The sequence below is a fragment of the Micromonospora sp. LZ37 genome (genome assembly GCF_059359015.1).
In genome coordinates, this window is the sequence record NZ_JCADBL010000012.1 from 152,362 (window position 1) to 168,992 (window position 16,631).

General features: G+C 70.4%; 13 protein-coding genes and 2 tRNA genes. 5 read left to right on the plus strand and 10 right to left on the minus strand.

The window, feature by feature from the left end; translation table 11 throughout:
- Positions 1 to 297: 297 nt before the first annotated feature.
- Entirely contained in the window at positions 298 to 960 is a 663-nt protein-coding gene (locus AC5L3Z_RS23470; protein WP_494845064.1) for a hypothetical protein, read from the minus strand.
- Positions 961 to 1,313: 353 nt separating this feature from the next.
- Here AC5L3Z_RS23470 and AC5L3Z_RS23475 point away from each other — a divergent pair, with 353 nt between their 5' ends.
- A complete protein-coding gene (locus tag AC5L3Z_RS23475; protein ID WP_494845065.1) occupies positions 1,314 to 1,535 on the plus strand; it encodes a hypothetical protein in 222 nt (73 codons plus the stop codon).
- Positions 1,536 to 1,861: 326 nt separating this feature from the next.
- Here the strand turns inward: AC5L3Z_RS23475 and AC5L3Z_RS23480 are convergent, their stop codons facing one another.
- The 8 genes from AC5L3Z_RS23480 to AC5L3Z_RS23515 all read right to left on the minus strand — a co-directional run bounded on the left by AC5L3Z_RS23480 (position 1,862) and on the right by AC5L3Z_RS23515 (position 8,792).
- Positions 1,862 to 2,626 (minus strand): ABC transporter permease, encoded by a 765-nt coding sequence (locus AC5L3Z_RS23480; protein WP_494845067.1) that lies wholly within the window; start codon positions 2,624 to 2,626, stop codon positions 1,862 to 1,864.
- Complete coding sequence (locus tag AC5L3Z_RS23485; RefSeq protein WP_494845068.1) at positions 2,623 to 3,435, minus strand: ABC transporter ATP-binding protein; 813 nt, start codon at positions 3,433 to 3,435, stop codon at positions 2,623 to 2,625. Before AC5L3Z_RS23485 ends, AC5L3Z_RS23480 begins: the two co-directional genes overlap by 4 nt.
- Positions 3,432 to 3,812 (minus strand): DUF1048 domain-containing protein, encoded by a 381-nt coding sequence (locus AC5L3Z_RS23490; protein ID WP_494845069.1) that lies wholly within the window; start codon positions 3,810 to 3,812, stop codon positions 3,432 to 3,434. Before AC5L3Z_RS23490 ends, AC5L3Z_RS23485 begins: the two co-directional genes overlap by 4 nt.
- Before the next feature lie 2 nt (positions 3,813 to 3,814).
- Complete coding sequence (locus AC5L3Z_RS23495) at positions 3,815 to 4,162, minus strand: PadR family transcriptional regulator (protein ID WP_494845071.1); 348 nt, start codon at positions 4,160 to 4,162, stop codon at positions 3,815 to 3,817.
- Between the two features lie 475 nt (positions 4,163 to 4,637).
- Positions 4,638 to 4,711: transfer RNA gene (locus AC5L3Z_RS23500), tRNA-Ile, on the minus strand.
- A gap of 127 nt (positions 4,712 to 4,838) precedes the next feature.
- On the minus strand, positions 4,839 to 6,080 hold the full coding sequence (locus AC5L3Z_RS23505; protein ID WP_494845072.1) for an NAD(P)/FAD-dependent oxidoreductase: 1,242 nt from the start codon (positions 6,078 to 6,080) through the stop codon (positions 4,839 to 4,841).
- On the minus strand, positions 6,070 to 8,196 hold the full coding sequence (locus AC5L3Z_RS23510; RefSeq protein WP_494845074.1) for an MMPL family transporter: 2,127 nt from the start codon (positions 8,194 to 8,196) through the stop codon (positions 6,070 to 6,072). Before AC5L3Z_RS23510 ends, AC5L3Z_RS23505 begins: the two co-directional genes overlap by 11 nt.
- A gap of 523 nt (positions 8,197 to 8,719) precedes the next feature.
- A tRNA-Asn gene (locus tag AC5L3Z_RS23515) sits at positions 8,720 to 8,792 on the minus strand.
- Positions 8,793 to 9,076: 284 nt separating this feature from the next.
- Between AC5L3Z_RS23515 and AC5L3Z_RS23520 the strand changes: the two genes are divergently transcribed.
- From AC5L3Z_RS23520 to AC5L3Z_RS23535, 4 genes are all read left to right on the plus strand, one after another.
- Positions 9,077 to 9,472, plus strand: a complete 396-nt coding sequence (locus AC5L3Z_RS23520; RefSeq protein WP_494845076.1) for a hypothetical protein — start codon at positions 9,077 to 9,079, stop codon at positions 9,470 to 9,472.
- Between the two features lie 280 nt (positions 9,473 to 9,752).
- Positions 9,753 to 13,073, plus strand: a complete 3,321-nt coding sequence (locus AC5L3Z_RS23525) for a ThuA domain-containing protein (protein WP_494845077.1) — start codon at positions 9,753 to 9,755, stop codon at positions 13,071 to 13,073.
- Between the two features lie 79 nt (positions 13,074 to 13,152).
- Positions 13,153 to 14,226, plus strand: a complete 1,074-nt coding sequence (locus AC5L3Z_RS23530) for a sugar phosphate isomerase/epimerase family protein (protein WP_334528818.1) — start codon at positions 13,153 to 13,155, stop codon at positions 14,224 to 14,226.
- A gap of 110 nt (positions 14,227 to 14,336) precedes the next feature.
- Complete coding sequence (locus AC5L3Z_RS23535) at positions 14,337 to 15,521, plus strand: ROK family protein (protein WP_494845078.1); 1,185 nt, start codon at positions 14,337 to 14,339, stop codon at positions 15,519 to 15,521.
- Between the two features lie 85 nt (positions 15,522 to 15,606).
- On the opposite strand, the gene AC5L3Z_RS23540 is transcribed toward AC5L3Z_RS23535, so the two are convergent.
- Complete coding sequence (locus AC5L3Z_RS23540; RefSeq protein ID WP_334528835.1) at positions 15,607 to 16,614, minus strand: sugar phosphate isomerase/epimerase family protein; 1,008 nt, start codon at positions 16,612 to 16,614, stop codon at positions 15,607 to 15,609.
- Between the last annotated feature and the right edge of the window lie 17 nt (positions 16,615 to 16,631).

The window sequence follows — 16,631 nt, forward strand, 5'->3', positions numbered from 1 at the left end:
CGCTCGCCAGCACGGCTTCGCTGACGAGTTGCTCCGTTTCCGGCCCACCCCCTCGGAGACTGACTGAGAAAACTCGCCGGGCAGCACTAGGTCATCTGTCAGCCATGTGGTGGGACGGACGCGTCAAGCATGTGGCGGGACTAGCCAGTGACCGTCGCCGGATTGTCCCGTCACGGGTCATGCTTGGCAGTGGCGTCCCACCAGATGCCTGACAGGGGATTCACCACTTGGCCGCAGCCCTCACCCACGGTGACAGGACCGCAGTCGCGGCAGGTTCGTGCGGGTGGAGCCGGGGGTCTACCCCACCGTAATCGGGTAGCCGTACTTCTCTGCCTTCTCGCGCAGGTCGGCCAGTTCAACTTCCGGATTGAGCGCGCTGACGGCCGCGTCGGTCAGTGGGCGGAGCGCAACGACGTGTTGAACCGCAGCGGGATCCAAGTCGATTTCGTAGACATCCTTGGCGTACTCGATGTACTCCGAGACGATGTCGTCGCAGAGGATGTCGAGCAGCCATGAGCCGTCTGGGTCGACCTCATCGTCGTCGGCAGGTGAAAAGTCGATGTCGCTGCCGGCATGCCACCGCTCGTCGTTGGTGCGCCGCCAGAGGACGAAGGTGGCATCAAGAGTGCCGTCCTGCCGGCAGAACGCAGGCTCGTGTACCTGCGTCTGGAACTGCTCAGGCAGGCCGTCGATGAGGCCCGGCCACAGCCGCCCGTCGGTGTAGTTGAACATCGACGACTCGTGGTAGATACCCCTGACGAATACGCCGTCGGCGGTGAAGACGATGTCGTACTCCTCGCCGCTGCCGTTGCGCATCGACGCCGCCTCGTCCTCGCCCCATTCGCGGTCGTAGTCGTGGTAGTCGCCCCCGACGATCGCATCGAGCATCGCCAGGGCTTTGCAGCGCTCGCGCAGCACGTCGATGGAAGGCAGCCGCGCGGCGATGTCGTAGACGGTCACGCCGGGAGCCTACGTCCCGACGACGAACCGGCCCTGCGAGCCGCTGTGCCACCCGGAATCGACCGAGCCAGAACCAGGGGCATTGCGGCCTCCCTCAGGCCGACGGGAACAATCACACAGTGACGTGACCCGCGGCGATCTAGGCGCCTCGTCAAGTATGTGCTGGGAAGGATCTGTCCAGCATGTGGTGTAGACCGTGGCCGTCGCCGGATGTCCAGCCGCCCGGGTTGCGGATCTCTTCGTACAGGTCGTCCGCCGTGCTTGCCCTCGGTATGGCTGACGCGAAGCATGGCCGCGAACCTTTCGAGCCGCATTCTTGACCCACGAGCTGCCACACGGCGACCAGTCTGGCGGTGGCTGAGGGCGCCAACGTGAAGGCGGTGCAGCGGATGCTCGGGCACGCCTCGACGGCCATGACGCTGGACGTGTACGCGGACCACTTCGAGGACGAGCTGGACCAGGTGGCGGACCGCCTCGACCGGTCGGCGAGCCGGGCTGCTGCGGACTCAGTGCGGACTGAGGGGCTCGGTTCAGACCTCGATGCGGTCCGCTCGGGTCGTCGGCAGCATGGTTGACCAGGGTGTTTGCGTGGTGGACCGGATGTGGCAGAACCCGAACCGCATTCCCGCAGCTCACGGTCCGATCGTGATGCTACGGGCCGTACGCCGAGGCATGCCCTGACCGACTCACCGCTGGTCATCCCAGCAGCGCCGCCCGACGGATCCGATCCACGAACAGCGTCGGCGCTGCGGCACTCGTTGCGCGGCCACCACCCGGTTGTCCGCCGCGTGGTTCGAGGCGGGAAGGTTCCGCTCAGCCTGGTGCCGCGCCCAGGGTGGCAGACCTGCGGAGGGAACAACGCCGCATCCTTGTGGATGCGGCGCTGTCTTCTCGCGATCGGCTAGCTGATCTTCTTACGGTAGATCCCTGTCGCAGCGGCGTAGGCGGCCACGAGCATGCCGGCGCACCAGGCGAGGGCGATCCAGATGTCGTTGCCGACGGGTTGCTGCGCAAACAGCGCGCGGAGAGTATTCACGATGGACGTTACCGGCTGGTTCTCGGCGAACCACGCGACCGGGCCGGGCATCGAGTCGGTGGGGACGAACGCCGAGCTGATGAAGGGCAGGAAGATCAGCGGGTAGCTGAAGGCGCTCGCGCCGTCGACGGTCTTAGCGGACAGGCCCGCTATCACGGCGATCCAGGTGAGGGCGAGGGTGAACAGGATCAGGATGCCGGCGACGGCGAGCCAGTCGACCACGGATGCGCCGGTGCGGAACCCCATGATCAGCGCGACGCCCGTGACGATCACGATCGAGGCCAGGTTGGCGACGAGTGAGGTCAGAACATGCGCCCAGAGCACGGAAGGTCGTGGGATCGGCATCGACTGGAAGCGCTCGAAGATGCCGCCCTGCAGGTCGAGGAACAGGCGGTACGCCGTGTAGGCGATGCCGGATGCGATCGTGATGAGCAGGATGCCCGGGAGCATGTAGTTGATGTACGACTCGTCGGATCCGGTGTTGATGGCTCCGCCCAGCACGTACACGAAAAGCAGCATCAGCGCGACCGGGGTGACCGCTGTGGTGATGATGGTGTCCGGGCTGCGGAGGATGTGACGCAGGGAGCGGCCGGTGAGGGTACCGGTGTCGCTGAGGACGTGGACGGTCATCGGGATTCCTCTCCTGCGGACATGGCTGCCTTGCCGGCGGTGTCACTGGTGTCGCCGACGAGGGCGAGGAACACGTCCTCAAGGGTCGGTTGCTTTTCGACGTACTCGACCTTGGCGGACGGGAGGAGCCGCTTCAGCTCGGCGAGAGTGCCGTTCTGGATGATCGTGCCCTTGTGCAGGATCGCGATCCGGTCGGCGAGTTGCTCGGCCTCGTCGAGGTACTGGGTGGTCAGCAGGATGGTCGTGCCATCCTTGGCGAGCTGCTTCACCGTCTGCCAGACCTCGATGCGGGCCTGCGGGTCGAGGCCGGTGGTCGGCTCGTCGAGGAATACGACCGGCGGGTTGCCGACAAGGCTCATCGCAATGTCCAGCCGCCGGCGCATGCCGCCCGAGTACGTCGCCGCCCGGCGATTCCCGGCATCAGTGAGCGAGAAACGGGCAAGCATGTCGTCGGCGATCGCCCCCGGGTTCTTCAGGTGGCGGAGCTTCGCGACCAGGATCAGATTCTCCCGGCCGGTGAGCACTTCGTCGACTGCGGCGAACTGGCCGGTCAGGCTGATCGACTTGCGTACGTCGCCCGGGGCCGAGGAGACGTCGAAGCCGTGGACGGTCGCGGTGCCGGTGTTCGCCTTCAGCAGCGTCGACAGGATCCGCACCAGCGTGGTCTTTCCGGCGCCGTTCGAGCCGAGCAGAGCGAAGATGCTTCCGGCTGCCACGTCGAAGTCGACGCCCCGCAGCACGTGCAGGTCCTTATAGGACTTCGTGATGGCCTGCACCCTGATCGCGGGTCCGCGCGTCTTGGTGGTCATGCGCTCTTCTTCTCGCCGTTGTCGCCGGCGGCGGCGTCGATCGCCTTCCGGAGGCGCTCACGTTCCTTGTCTATCCACTGCTTGCCGGAGTACGCCCGCAGGAACGTCTCGGCGAACTCGACCGGGTCGTCGCCGACGATCGCGCGGACTGGCGTTCCGTCGGCGACCGCACGCTCCCAGAGATCGACGAAGTCGCCGAGCATCGTGATGAGCGTGTCCCCGTCGAGGATCCCTCCGTGGTACATGAAGTACCGCTGAAGAGCCTCGGCCGCGCTGCGATAGGGCTCCGGCAGGGCCTCCATACGGGCCATGTGGTGCTTGTACTGCTTCTTCTGCTCAAGCGACCCGACGAGCTTCTCGATCCACTTCGCGGCCATGCTCATGCTCCTTCCTGGTGGTGGTTGTCGTTGTGGTGAAGTTGCTCGATGCGTTCCGCGAGGACGCCCCACGTCCTCCAGAACTCGGCGAGTTGCTCTCGCCCCTTCGCGTTGAGCGAATACACCTTCCGCGGGGGTCCTTTTTCGGAGGGAACCTTCTCCACGTCCACGAACCCGCGCTGCTCGACGCGGACGAGCAGCGCGTAGATGGTGCCTTCCGCGATGTCCGAGAATCCGCGGTCGCGCAGCCACGCGGTGATCTCGTAGCCGTATGCGGATCTGCGGGCCAGGATCGCCAGGACAATGCCTTCGAGAGTGCCCTTCAGCATCTCTGTCATCTGGTTGCCCATGCCATCATCCCCTCGCTACCAAGCGACGCTGACTACCGGTAGACAGTACCACTAGGTACCGGTAGGTAGCAACGCTGAATACCGAGGGATCAGAGCGGGCCGCTCGGCGCCGGAGTCCAGATCATGCTGATCCGGTCGCGCTACGACGGCTGGGTTGGACGAGGTGATCGACAGCGCCGAAACGATCCGTCGGACGGTCCGGGCGCGTGACCCACGCACTTCTGCCGCGGAAGAGGCTCGGTGCCAGCTCGGGCAGGTGCCAGTTGCTTACCGACGAGCCGCCCGCAGGCGTCAGTGCACCCGAGTAGTAGCCGGTCCGCCCGATCAACGTGCCCTTCGGACCGCCCGGCCGTCACACCACGACCCACGGCAGCTCCACCGGGACACACGTTTACCCAGGTCGCGGTGCGCCTCGATGAGGCGGTTCGTGTACCGCCCATCCGGTTTTACGTTTTCCCAGGTCATGCGCTATGGGTGGGGCGGGCGGGACTCGAACCCGCGACCGAGGGATTATGAGTCCCCTGCTCTAACCCGCTGAGCTACCGCCCCGATACCGCGCCGGATCGTAACCCGCCCAACGGATCACCGGCCACCACCGAACAGGCGACAAACCCTCGATCCGCACGATGGGCTACGCGAGGATAACAGTCCGCAGCGCCCGTGCGGCGCTGCGCGCTCAGCCCGTCGCGCGCAGCTCCGCGAGCACCGCTCCGGCCGTCCGCCATCCGCTGGCCAGGGCACCCTGGATGGACGGGGTGTCCCGGTGGTCGCCGGCGACGAAGAGCCCGTCGCCCAGCGCGACCGGCTTGCGCAGCCGGCCCTGCGGCGGGGGCGCGGCGGGCAGCGCGGCGGGGATGGTGACGGTGGTCAGGTGCTCCCAGTCTGCGGTGGACCGGCCGTAGAGCCGCTCCAGTTCGGCCCGGACGGCGGGCTCGGGCGGGGCGGACGGCCCGACGACCGAGGTGGCCACCAGGTGCCACCCGGCAGGCACGTAGGTGGGCGCGGCGTTGCTGATCACCACGGTGTTGGCGACCAGCTCCCGACGATCGCCGTCGATCAGGAGGATCGGCTCGGTCAGCGGCGGCTCGGCGGTGCTGTGGTAGTAGGTCGTGTAGCCGTGCATGCGTACCGGGGCCAGGGCGGGCAGCAGCGTGGTCGCCGCCGGCGGGTCCACGGCGACCACGACGGCGCGGCAGCCGATGTCGCCGGCCTGGGTGCGGACCCGGCCGGGCACCACCTCGGCGACCGGGGTGTCCAGTTCGATCAGGTCGGCCGGCAGCGGTTCGGCGATCCTCCGGGGCAGTTCGCCCATCCCCCGCGCGGGCAGGCCGATCCGGCCTCGGGCGAACGAGCGCAGGATCATCGCGAGCACGTGGCTGGAGGTCTCCAGTTCCCGGTCTATGAGCACGCCGGAGAGGAACGGCCGGATCAGCTCCTCGATGATGGCGTCGGAGAGCCCGGCCCGGTGCAGCGCCGCTTCGCTGGTGGTCTCCGGGGCGGTGAGCAGTCGGTTCTTCGGCAGGGTGGCGCAGCCGGTGGCCAGGGCGGCGAAGCGCACCCGGTCGAGCAGCGAGCCGACGCCGGCCAGCGCGGTGCGGGGCGCGCCGGTGGGCTCGCGCAGCGGATGGACCAGCCGGTCGAGCCGGTCGCCGCGGCGTACCAGCACGCCGGAGGTGAACCAGCGCAGGTCGAGGGTGTCGACGTCGAGCAGGGTGCCGAGGCGCGGGTAGGCCGTGTTGAGCACCTGGAACCCGCGGTCGAGCAGGTAGCCGTCGACGGCGTCGGTGGCGACCCGGCCGCCGAGCCGGTCGCCGGCCTCCAGCAGCCGCCAGGGCACGCCGGCGCGGTGCAGCCGCCGGGCGGCGGCCAGCCCGGCCAGGCCGCCACCGACGATGACGACGTCCGTCTCAGCGAGCATCGCCGACCTCCGTCGGGGTCCGGGCCGTCCGCGCCAGCCGGCTGGGCCACCAGATCTTCGGCCCGATGTCGTACGACAGCGCGGGCACCAGCAGTGAGCGGACGACGATGGTGTCCAGGAGCACGCCCACGGCGACCGCCACGCCGAGCTCGACCAGCACCACCAGAGGGAGTACGGCGAGCGCGGAGAAGGTCGCGGCGAGCACGACGCCGGCGGAGGTGATCACGCCGCCGGTGACGGCGAGGCCGGTCAGCACGCCCGCCCGGGTGCCCCGCCGGACGGATTCCTCGCGGACCCGGCTCATCAGGAAGATGTTGTAGTCGATGCCGAGGGCGACGAGGAAGACGAAGGCGAAGAGCGGGAAGGACTGGTCGACCCCGGGGAAGTCGAAGACGTACCTGAAGATCAGCGCGCAGAGGCCGAGCGTGGCGAGGAACGACAGCACCACGGTCGCGATGAGCAGCACCGGGGCGAGCAGCGCGCGCAGCAGCAGGGCCAGGATGACGGCGATCACCACCAGCACCACCGGGATGATCACGTTGCGGTCGCGGGTGGACGCGGCGGCGGTGTCCACGTTGATCGCGGTGAATCCGCCGACCACCGAGTCGGAGCCGGGCACCTCGTGCACCGCCTTGCGGAGGTCCCGGACGGCCTGCTCCGCGCCGTCGCTGTCCGGCGGGTCGGCCAGGGTGGCCTCCAGCTGCACCCGGCCGTCGACCACCTTGGGTGGCGCGTTCGGGTCCGGTGGTCCGGTCTGGCCGCCGGCGGTGACGGGGCGGACGGCGGCCACCCCGGGCACGCCCTGGGCCACCTGGGCGACCTGCTGGGCGGTCCGCTGGTTGGCGAAGATGGTGGCCGGGCTGCCGGTGCCGGCCGGGTAGTGCCGGGCGATCACCTCCTGCCCGGCCACCGATTCGGTGCGTTCGGTGAACAGGTCGGACTGGCCGAGGGTGGTGGCGCCGAGCTGGGTCAGGCCGAGGGTGAGCGCGGCCAGCGCGACGGCGGTGACCACCCAGACCGGCCGGGCCCGGCGGGCCACGAAGCCGGCGACCCGGCTCCAGATGCCGTGTTCGGTCCGCGGGTCGGCCCGGTCCAGTTCCGGCCGGCGCGGCCAGAACGCCCACCGGCCGCCGAGCAGCAGCAGCGCGGGCAGGAAGGTGAGCATCACCAGCAGGGTGGCGGCGATGCCGACGGCGGAGACGGGGCCGAGGGCGCGGTTGGAGTTGAGGCTGGACAGCAGCAGGCAGAGCAGGCTGACGATGACGGTCGCGCCGGAGGCGATGATGGCCGGCGCAGCTCCCCGCCAGGCCGTCTTCATGGCGTCCCAGGGGCGCTCGTGGCGGTGCAGTTCCTCCCGGTAGCGGGCGATCAGCAGCAGCGCGTAGTCGGTGCCGGCGCCGAAGACGAGCACGGTGAGGATGCCCTGCGCCTGCCCGTTCAGCTTGATCACATCCTGCTCGGCGAGGTGGTAGATGAAGACCGACGCGAGCGCGTACGACATGCCGGCGGCGAGCAGCGGGAAGATCCACAGCACCGGGCTGCGGTAGACGACCAGCAGGATGACCAGCACCACCACCAGGGTGACCAGCAGAAGCGGCCCGTCGATCGCGCCGAACACCTCGATCAGATCGGCGAGCAGGCCGGCCGGACCGGCGACGTCCACGGTGAGGCCGTCCCGGTCGGCTCCGGCGATGGCCCGCAGCTCGTCGACCACCTCGCCGACCTGCTCGCCCTCGGCGTCGTCGATCGGTACGACCACCTGCAACGCCTGGCCGTCCTGGCTGGGGACGGGGGGCGACACCGGCCCGATCACCCCCGGGACGCCGGCGAACCGGGCGGCGTCGGCGGCGGCCCGCTGCCGGTCCGCGTCGGTGGTGCCGGCGGTGCGTTCGTAGACCACCAGCGCGGGGATGGCCTGCCGCTCCACGAAGCCGGCGGCCAGCTCCTGGGCCCGGGTCGCCTCGGCGTCGGTGGGCAGGAAGGAGGCGTTGTCGTTGGTCGCGACCTCGCCGAGCTTGCCGGAGTACGGTCCGGCGACGCCGCCGATCACCAGCCAGCCCACCACCACCGCCACCGCGATCAGCGTGGCGGTGCCACGGCCCCGTCTTCCGGCCATCTCCACCCACCCTTGAATCGACGCACCAATCGACGCAGCGGGAGTCTAAGTCGACATCGACCATCCTGCCGCCCGAGGGCGCCCGACGTGACGGAAACCGCCCACCGCACGCCCCGCCCGAGCCGGCCGCCCGGCGGGCCCGACCCCGCTTTGCGGCGTGTCGGGGTGTCGCGCGGGAGGGATGGCCCGACACGCCGCAAACCGGGTCCTCAGGGCCCGACCGCCTTACTGCGGCGGCAGGGCTCCAGCTTGGCGGCGGACCCGACCACGATCGGCGACCGGGGTCGTGATGCGACTACGACATCAGGTCCAGAGCGAGGCGGGACGGCCCGCGCGACAGGCGACCGCGTCCGAGATGAAGCGAAGCCGGCTGGCCCGGACGGGCGACGGCGTCCGAGGCGCAGGGCCGCGGTCCGAGGGTGAGGGTCGGCGGCGCAGGGACGGACCATCCGTGGCGGGCGACCGGACGGAGGAACCAGAAACGCCCGCCGGCGGGGCCGACGGGCGTTGGGTGGAACTGAAGCTCCCCCGTTTGGACTCGAACCAAAAACCTGCCGGTTAACAGCCGGCTGCTCTGCCAATTGAGCTACGGGGGACCGCTCGTCTCCGCGCTCCGGATCTCTCCGGCGCTCGGCGACGGCACAAGAGTACAGGATTCCCGGGGGGTCTGGTCCAGGGGGTTACCTCCACCGACCCGCGATGCCCAGCACCGCGACCGGAAGGAATAAAAGTGGACAAATCGTCATCACGGCACAAGCAGGCATGAGCGCGGAGCAGGATGGGTAGTTAGCTGCCGACAGAGGACTAGGGCGCGACATGGTCGGTCCCGACCGGATCTCCGGGCGGGAACGGCGGAGCGTCAGGTACGAAAGGAGCCGCCATGCGCGGAAAGATCATGTTCCTTGGCGGGCTGGCTGCGGGCTTCGTCCTGGGCGCCCGTGCCGGCCGGGAGAAGTACGAGGAGTTGGTCGTCAAGGGCCGCAAGGTGCTCGACCACCCGACCGTCCAGGAGGCGGCGGGCGTCGCACAGGCCCAGGCGACCCGGCTCTACAGCGAGGGCAAGGACAAGCTCGGCCAGTCCAAGCTGGGCGAGAAGCTCGGCACCGGCAACGGCAACAAGCAGGAGCTGACCGCGGCGGACGACGCCTTCGCGGGCACGCCGGCCACCATCGGCGCGAAGTCGGGCGGCAGCTCGTCCAGCTCCTCCACCTCGTCGTCGGCCACCGCCCCGCGGCCCAAGCCGTCGGGCACCGGCACCAACGCCAGCACCCTCTGAGCGCACCTTCCAGCGGGCCGGTCGTCATCCGACGACCGGCCCGCTGGCGCGTGGGGCGGAAGAAGGCGCAGGTCAGGCCCGGCCCGCACCGCCGGTGCCACTTTTGGCGATTTGAAGCAAAAGTTCGCACCGAACCTCGGAAACTTCTGCTCTCAAACTCTTCTCTTTGGTCCCAGACGCAAATATCGTCCAGCGTAGAACCTGGCCAGGCTCTTGGTACTCGAAGCGACCTCCTCAGCGACGGCGCTGAGGCGGACCCGCCCGACCAGAGCGAGGTTCGATGCGCAGACCGACCGGCCGAAGAGCCACCACCTACCTCAGCCTTCTCACCCTCGTCGGCGCGACCCTCGTCGCGACCGCACCACCGCGGCCGACACCGGCGCTCGCCGCCCCGGCGCCCGCCAGCAACGGCATCGACTACAAGGTCCTCGTCTTCACCCGGTCCGCAGACGGCAGCCACGCGGCCACCGCCGCCGGAGTCGACGCCATCCGGCAGCTCGGCAACGACCGGCGGTTCACCGTCGAGGTGACCGACGACGCCCGCAAGTTCGACGAGCCGCATCTCAAACAGTTCCGCGCCGTGGTGTTCCTGAACACCGCCGGCGACATCCTCACCGACGGCCAGCAGGCCGCCTTCGAGCAGTACTACCGCGACGGCGGTGGCTTCGTCGGCGTCCACTCGGCCATCGAGGCCGAGCCCGGTTGGTCCTTCCTGGACAACGTCCTGGGCACGCGGGCGACGGGCGCCGCCACGGCGTCGGGCCCGGCCACCGTCACCGTCGCCGACCGGGTGCACCCCGCCTCCGAGCGGCTGCCGGAACGGTGGCGGCACACCGACCGCTGGTACAACTTCGCCGCCAACGTCCGGGGCGTGTCGCACGTGCTGGCGACGGTGGACGAGAAGACGTACGCCGGCGGGTCGATGGGCTTCGACCACCCGGTCACCTGGTGCAAGGACCACCAGGGCGGTCGCTCCTTCTACACCGGACTCGGCGCGACGCCGGAGAGCTTCGGCAGCAGCGACCTGCGCGCCCACCTCGGCGGGGCGATCCAGTGGGCGGCCGGCGTGACCGACGGCGACTGCGGCGCGACCGTGCTGGCCAACTACCAGATGACGGTGATCGGGGCCCAGCCCAACGTCAACGAGCCGATCGGCTTCGACGTGCTCCCCGACGGCCGGGTGATCCAGACCGACCGCCGCGGTGGCGTACGCCTGCACGACCCGGAGAGCAACGAGACCACCGTGCTGGCCCAGATCCCGGCCTACACCCACAGCGAGGACGGGATGTACGGCCCGGCGGTCGACCGGGACTTCGCCACCAACCGGTGGGTCTACCTGTACTACGCGCCCCCGCTGGACACCCCCGCCGGAAGCGCGCCGACCACCAGCACCGACCCGGCCACCTGGGACCGGTGGAAGGGATACTTCCAGCTGTCCCGGTACAAGTTCGTCGACGGTGAGACACCCTCGCTCGACCTCGCCTCCGAGCAGAAGATCCTCCAGGTGCCGGTGGACCGGGGCGCCTGCTGCCACGTGGCCGGCGACATCGCCTTCGACTCGAAGAACAACCTCTGGCTGGTCACCGGGGACGACACCCCGTCGGGCGCGGGCGGCTCGGGTGGCTTCTCGCCGCACAACGACTCGGTCAGCGCGACCGGCGTGTACCAGGCGCCGTTCGCGGACGCCCGGCGCAGCTCGACCAACACCAACGACCTGCGGGGCAAGGTGCTGCGGATCGCGGTGGGGGCGGACGGCTCGTACACCGTGCCGGCGGGCAACCTCTTCCCGGCCGGCACGGAGCGGACCCGACCGGAGATCTACGCGATGGGGCTGCGGAACCCGTTCCGGATCACCCTCGACAAGAACGACGTCGCGTACGTCACCGACTACTCCCCCGACTCCTCGACGGCCGCGGTCGGCCGAGGGCCGGCGGGCACCGGCCGGATGATGGTGATCGACGAGCCGGCGAACTACGGCTGGCCGATGTGCGTGCAGCCGAACCTGCCGTACGTCGAGATGAACTGGACCACCAGCCCGATCTCCCCGGTCGCGCCCTTCGACTGCGCGGCGCCGAGGAACACCTCCCGGCACAACACCGGCCTGACCGACCTGCCGGCGGTCGAGAAGTCGGAGCTCTGGTACTCGTTCCAGGCGCCGACCCCGTGCCCGGAGTCCTACCTGTCGACACCGACGCAGACCTGCCCGGTGCTCTTCCCCGAACTCGGCACCGGCGGTGTCGGGCCGCACGGGGCCGCCCGCTACGACTTCGACCCGGAGCTGAGGTCGGAGACGAAGTTTCCCGAGTACTACGACGGGGCGGTCTTCTTCGGCGAGTTCACCCGGGACACCCTCAAGGAGGTCCGGCTCGACGCCAAGGGCGACATCCTAAAGATCAACAATGTGCTGAACTGCGGCCAGGCGCCCACCACCGCGACGAAGCCGTTCCTCTGCGACAACCCGATGGACATGCGCTGGGGCGCGGACGGCAACTTCTACCTGCTGACGTACGGCGACGGGTTCTTCAACGTCAACCCGGACGCGGCGATGCTGAAGTTCAGCTACGTCAAGGGGCTGCGGGCGCCGAACGCCGTGCTGACGGCGACGCCCACCAACGGCATCGCGCCGCTGACCGTCGCCTTCTCCAGCGAGGGTTCCAAGGACCCCGACCCGGCGGACTCGATTTCGTTCGCCTGGGACTTCGACGGCAACGGCAGCACCGACTCGGTCGACCCGAACCCGTCGCACACCTACACCACCAACGGGGTCTACACCGCCCGACTGACGGTGACCGACTCCAGCGGCAAGAGCGCGTCGGCGAACACCACCATCACCGTCGGCAACACCGCGCCGACCGTCACGGTCACCACCCCGCTGGAAGGCGGCTTCTTCAGCTGGGGCGACGACATCCCCTGGTCGGTGACGGTCACCGACCCGGAGGACGGGCCGGTCGACTGCGCCAAGGTCGAGGTGACCTTCGTCCTCGGGCACGACCAGCACGGCCACGGCGAGGCCAACCAGTTCGGCTGCTCCGGGGTGCTGCCGACCGACCCGGACGACGCCTCCCACGGCGGCTACATCTACGGCGTGGTCAGCGCGTCCTACACCGACGGCGGCGCCAACGGCCAACCGGCGCTGACCACCGTCGACCAGCAGATCATCCAGGCCAAACGGCAGGAGGTCGAGTTCGCCACCAGCGAATCCGGCACCACCGTCGGCACCAGCGCCGACACCGGCGGCGGGCAGCAGCGCGGCAGCCTCGACCCGGGCGACTGGATCGCGGTCAACAACACCGTCAACCTGCACGACATGCAGTCGGTCACGCTGCGTACCTCGGGCGGCAGCGCGGCCACCGCCGGGCAGCCCCGGTTCGGCGTCGAACTCCGGCTCGACTCCCCCACCGGTCCGCTGCTGACCACCGCCACGGTCAACGCGACCACCGGCAACAACGCCTTCACCAGCACCACCGTGCCGATCACCGACCCGGGCGGCACACACCGGCTCTACCTCGTGTTCAAGACCGTTCCCGGCGGCCCGACCAGTGGTTTCGGCAACCTCAACTGGGTCGAGTTCGCCGGCCGGGGCATCGGCGTCGCGCCCTAGCGGCCGCCGTGGCCGGGGCCGCCGCCCGGCGGCCCCGGCCCGAACTTCCCGTCACCAGCACCGAGAAGGGCAGCAGCAGATGAACGACAGACAGCACGGAATGAGTCGTCGTCGGATCCTCGGCGCCTTCGCCGGCGTCGCCGGCGCGGCCGCCGTCGGGGCCGCCGGCTGGGCACCCGCCGCCGGAGCCGCCGGCAACGGACTGCTCGTGCCGACCGGCAAGCGCGGCATCATCCTCTACAGCGTCCGGGACCGCATCGGCGCGGCGCCGGACGCCACCGGGGTGCCGTACGGCTTCGAGCGGGTGCTCGCCCGGCTCGCCGAGATCGGCTACAAGGAGGTCGAGTTCGCCGGCTACAACCAGCACGTCTCGATCCTGGGCCGGCAGATCACCGCGGCCGAGATCCGCAAGATCCTCGACGACAACGGGCTGCGGGCCAACGGCTCGCACGCCTCCATCCCGAGCACCATCAACCCGACCACCCTCGCCGCCTTCGAGCAGCAGCTCGACATCGCCGAGACACTGGGCATGACCCACATCGGCACCGGCAACGACCCCACCGGCAGCAACTACAAGGCCGACTGGGACGCGGCGGCGGACCGGTGGAACACCCTCGGCCAGCTGGCCGCCGCCCGTGGGCTCAAGCTCTACACGCACAACCACGACGCGGCGTACAACTTCCTGCTCGACAGCGGGCCGCTGGACGCGCTGGGCCGGCCCACCCGGTCCTCCGGGGTGCGCAAGCTGGAGTACTTCATCGGGCTCACCGACCCGGAGTACGTCTGGTTCGAGATGGACATCTACTGGGCGCACGTGGCCCAGCACCGGTTCCGCAGCTACACCGACCCGGACGGGGTGACGCGGACCGACGTCTTCGACCCGCTGGCCACGGTGGCGGCCCAGCCGATCCGGTTCCCGCTGTTCCACGCCAAGGACGGCGCGTTCAACCCGAACACCACCAGCGGGTACGACATGGTGCCGCTCGGCCAGGGCGACATCGACTACGGCACCTTCTTCGCCAACATGGGTGCCAAGGGCTACCACAACCCGATGTGGGAGCAGGACAACGCGCCCGGCGGCAGCGCCGACCCGGGCCGCTCACTGCGCTACGCCGAGGTGAGCTACCAGCACATGTCGGGTCTGCGGGGCTGACGGACCCGAGGTGTCGATCGAGTGGCCGCACCCGGATCGCCGGGTGCGGCCACTCGCGCCATCGGCCGTAACACCGCCGTGGCAGACTCCGGCCGGAGGAGGTGGTGGCGATGGTTCCCGTCCGACCGGAGAACGCGTACCAGGCACGACTGCTGCGGCTGCTGCGCGACGACGGCCCGCGGTCGCGGGTGGAGCTGGGCGACGCGGTGGGCCTGTCCCGGTCGCGGCTGATCGCGGAGGTGGACCGGCTCGTGGAGCTGGGCCTGGTCGAGACCGCCGGGCCGGCGGCCTCCCGCGGCGGCCGACGGTCGTCGCTGCTCCGCGTCGCCGGCACGGTCCGCTTCGCCGGCGTCGTGATCGGCACGGACCGGCTCACCGTCGCCGTCACCGACGGCGAGCTGAACGTGCTGGCGCAGCTCCGCGAACCGGCGGACGGCCGGTCCGGTCCGGAGCCGGTGGTCGCCCGGGCCGGGGAACTGGTTGGCAAGCTCCAGGCCGAGCTGGGCCTGGAGCAGCTCACCGGGGTCGGGGTCGCCCTGCCGGGGCCGGTCGCCTTCCGGGAGGGCACCCCGCTCGCTCCCGGAGCCCTGCCCGGCTGGCACGGCTTCCCGGTGCGGGACACCCTCGGCGCCGAGCTGGGCTGCCCGACGCTGGTCGACAACGACGCCAACGTGATGGCGCTCGGCGAGCAGCACGCCGGGATCGGCCGCACCTTCGACGACTTCCTGTACGTCAAGCTCGGCAACGCGATCGGCTGCGGCCTGGTGCTGCGCGGCGCGGTGCACCGGGGCGCGACGAGCGGCGCCGGCGACATCGCCCATCTCCGGCTCGACGACGACGGGCCGGGCTGCGGCTGCGGCGAGGCGGGCTGCCTGGAGGCGTACTGCGGGGAGGCGGGCCTGGTCGCCGCGGCGCTGGACGCGGCGCGGTCGGGCCGCTCCCCCGCCCTGGCCGGCCGGCTGGCCGAGGCCGGCACCCTGACCATGGCGGACGTCGCCGGGGCGGCGGCCGGCGGCGACCCGGCGGCGCAGGCCGTGGTGCGGGACGCCGCCCGCCGGCTGGGTCAGGTGCTGGTCGGGCTGGTCAGCTTCGTCAACCCCGGCATCGTGATCATCGGCGGCGCCCCGGACGGTCTCGGGCACACCCTGCTGGCCGAGATCCGGGCTGTGGTCTACCGCCGGTCGGCGCCGCTGACCACCGGGACGATGCCGATCGTCCTGTCCGACCTCGGCGAGCGGGCCGGCGTGGTGGGCGCGGCCCGGTTGATCAGCGAACAGGCCTTCGCCGCCGGCTGACCGCCCCGGGCGACCCGACCGACCCGATGCCGCCCGGCCGAAGCGGGAGGTCGGAGACGGTCGGGCCGCCCGGGCCCGGGCCGGGTCAGTCCTTGCTGCTGAACGCGGCGTCGAAGGCCGCCGTCGGGGCGTCGAAGGCGAGCCGGCGGACGAACTGCAACGCCTCCGGGGCGCCGACCAGCCGGTCCATCCCGGCGTCCTCCCACTCGATGGAGATCGGCCCGGCGTACCCGATGGCGTTCAGCGCCCGGAAGCAGTCCTCCCAGGGCACGTCGCCGTGGCCCGTGGAGACGAAGTCCCAGCCCCGGCGCAGGTCCGCCCAGGGCAGGTGGGAGGAGAGCCGGCCCCGCCGGCCGTCGCCGGTGCGGACCTTCGCGTCCTTGCAGTCGACGTGGTAGATCCGGTCGGCGAACTCCAGGATGAAGTTCACCGGGTCCAGCTCCTGCCAGACGAAGTGCGACGGGTCCCAGTTCAGCCCGAAGGCGGGCCGGTGCCCGATCGCCTCCAGGGTGCGCCGGGTGGTCCAGTAGTCGTAGGCGATCTCGCTGGGGTGCACCTCGTGGGCGAAGCGCACGCCGACGGAGTCGAAGACGTCCAGGATCGGGTTCCACCGGTCGGCGAAGTCCTGGTAGCCGCGCTCGATCATCTCCGGCGGCACCGGCGGGAACATCGCCAGGGTGTGCCAGATGGAGGAGCCGGTGAAGCCGATCACCGTGTCGACGCCGAGCTTCGCCGCCGCCCGGGCGGTGTCCTTCATCTCCTCGGCGGCGCGGCGGCGTACCCCCTCGGGCTCGCCGTCGCCCCAGATCCGGGGCGGCAGGATGCCCTGGTGGCGCTCGTCGATCGGGTGGTCGCAGACCGCCTGGCCGACCAGGTGGTTGGAGATCGCGTGGACCTGGAGGTGGTGCTTGGCCAGGGTCTCCCGCTTGCGCTCGACGTACGAGTCGTCGGCCAGGGCCTTGTCGACCTCGAAGTGGTCGCCCCAGCAGGCGATCTCCAGCCCGTCGTAGCCCCATTCGGAGGCGAGCCGGCACACCTCGTCGAACGGCAGATCGGCCCACTGGCCGGTGAAGAGCGTGATCGGTCGCGCCATCGTCTTTCTCCCCTGTC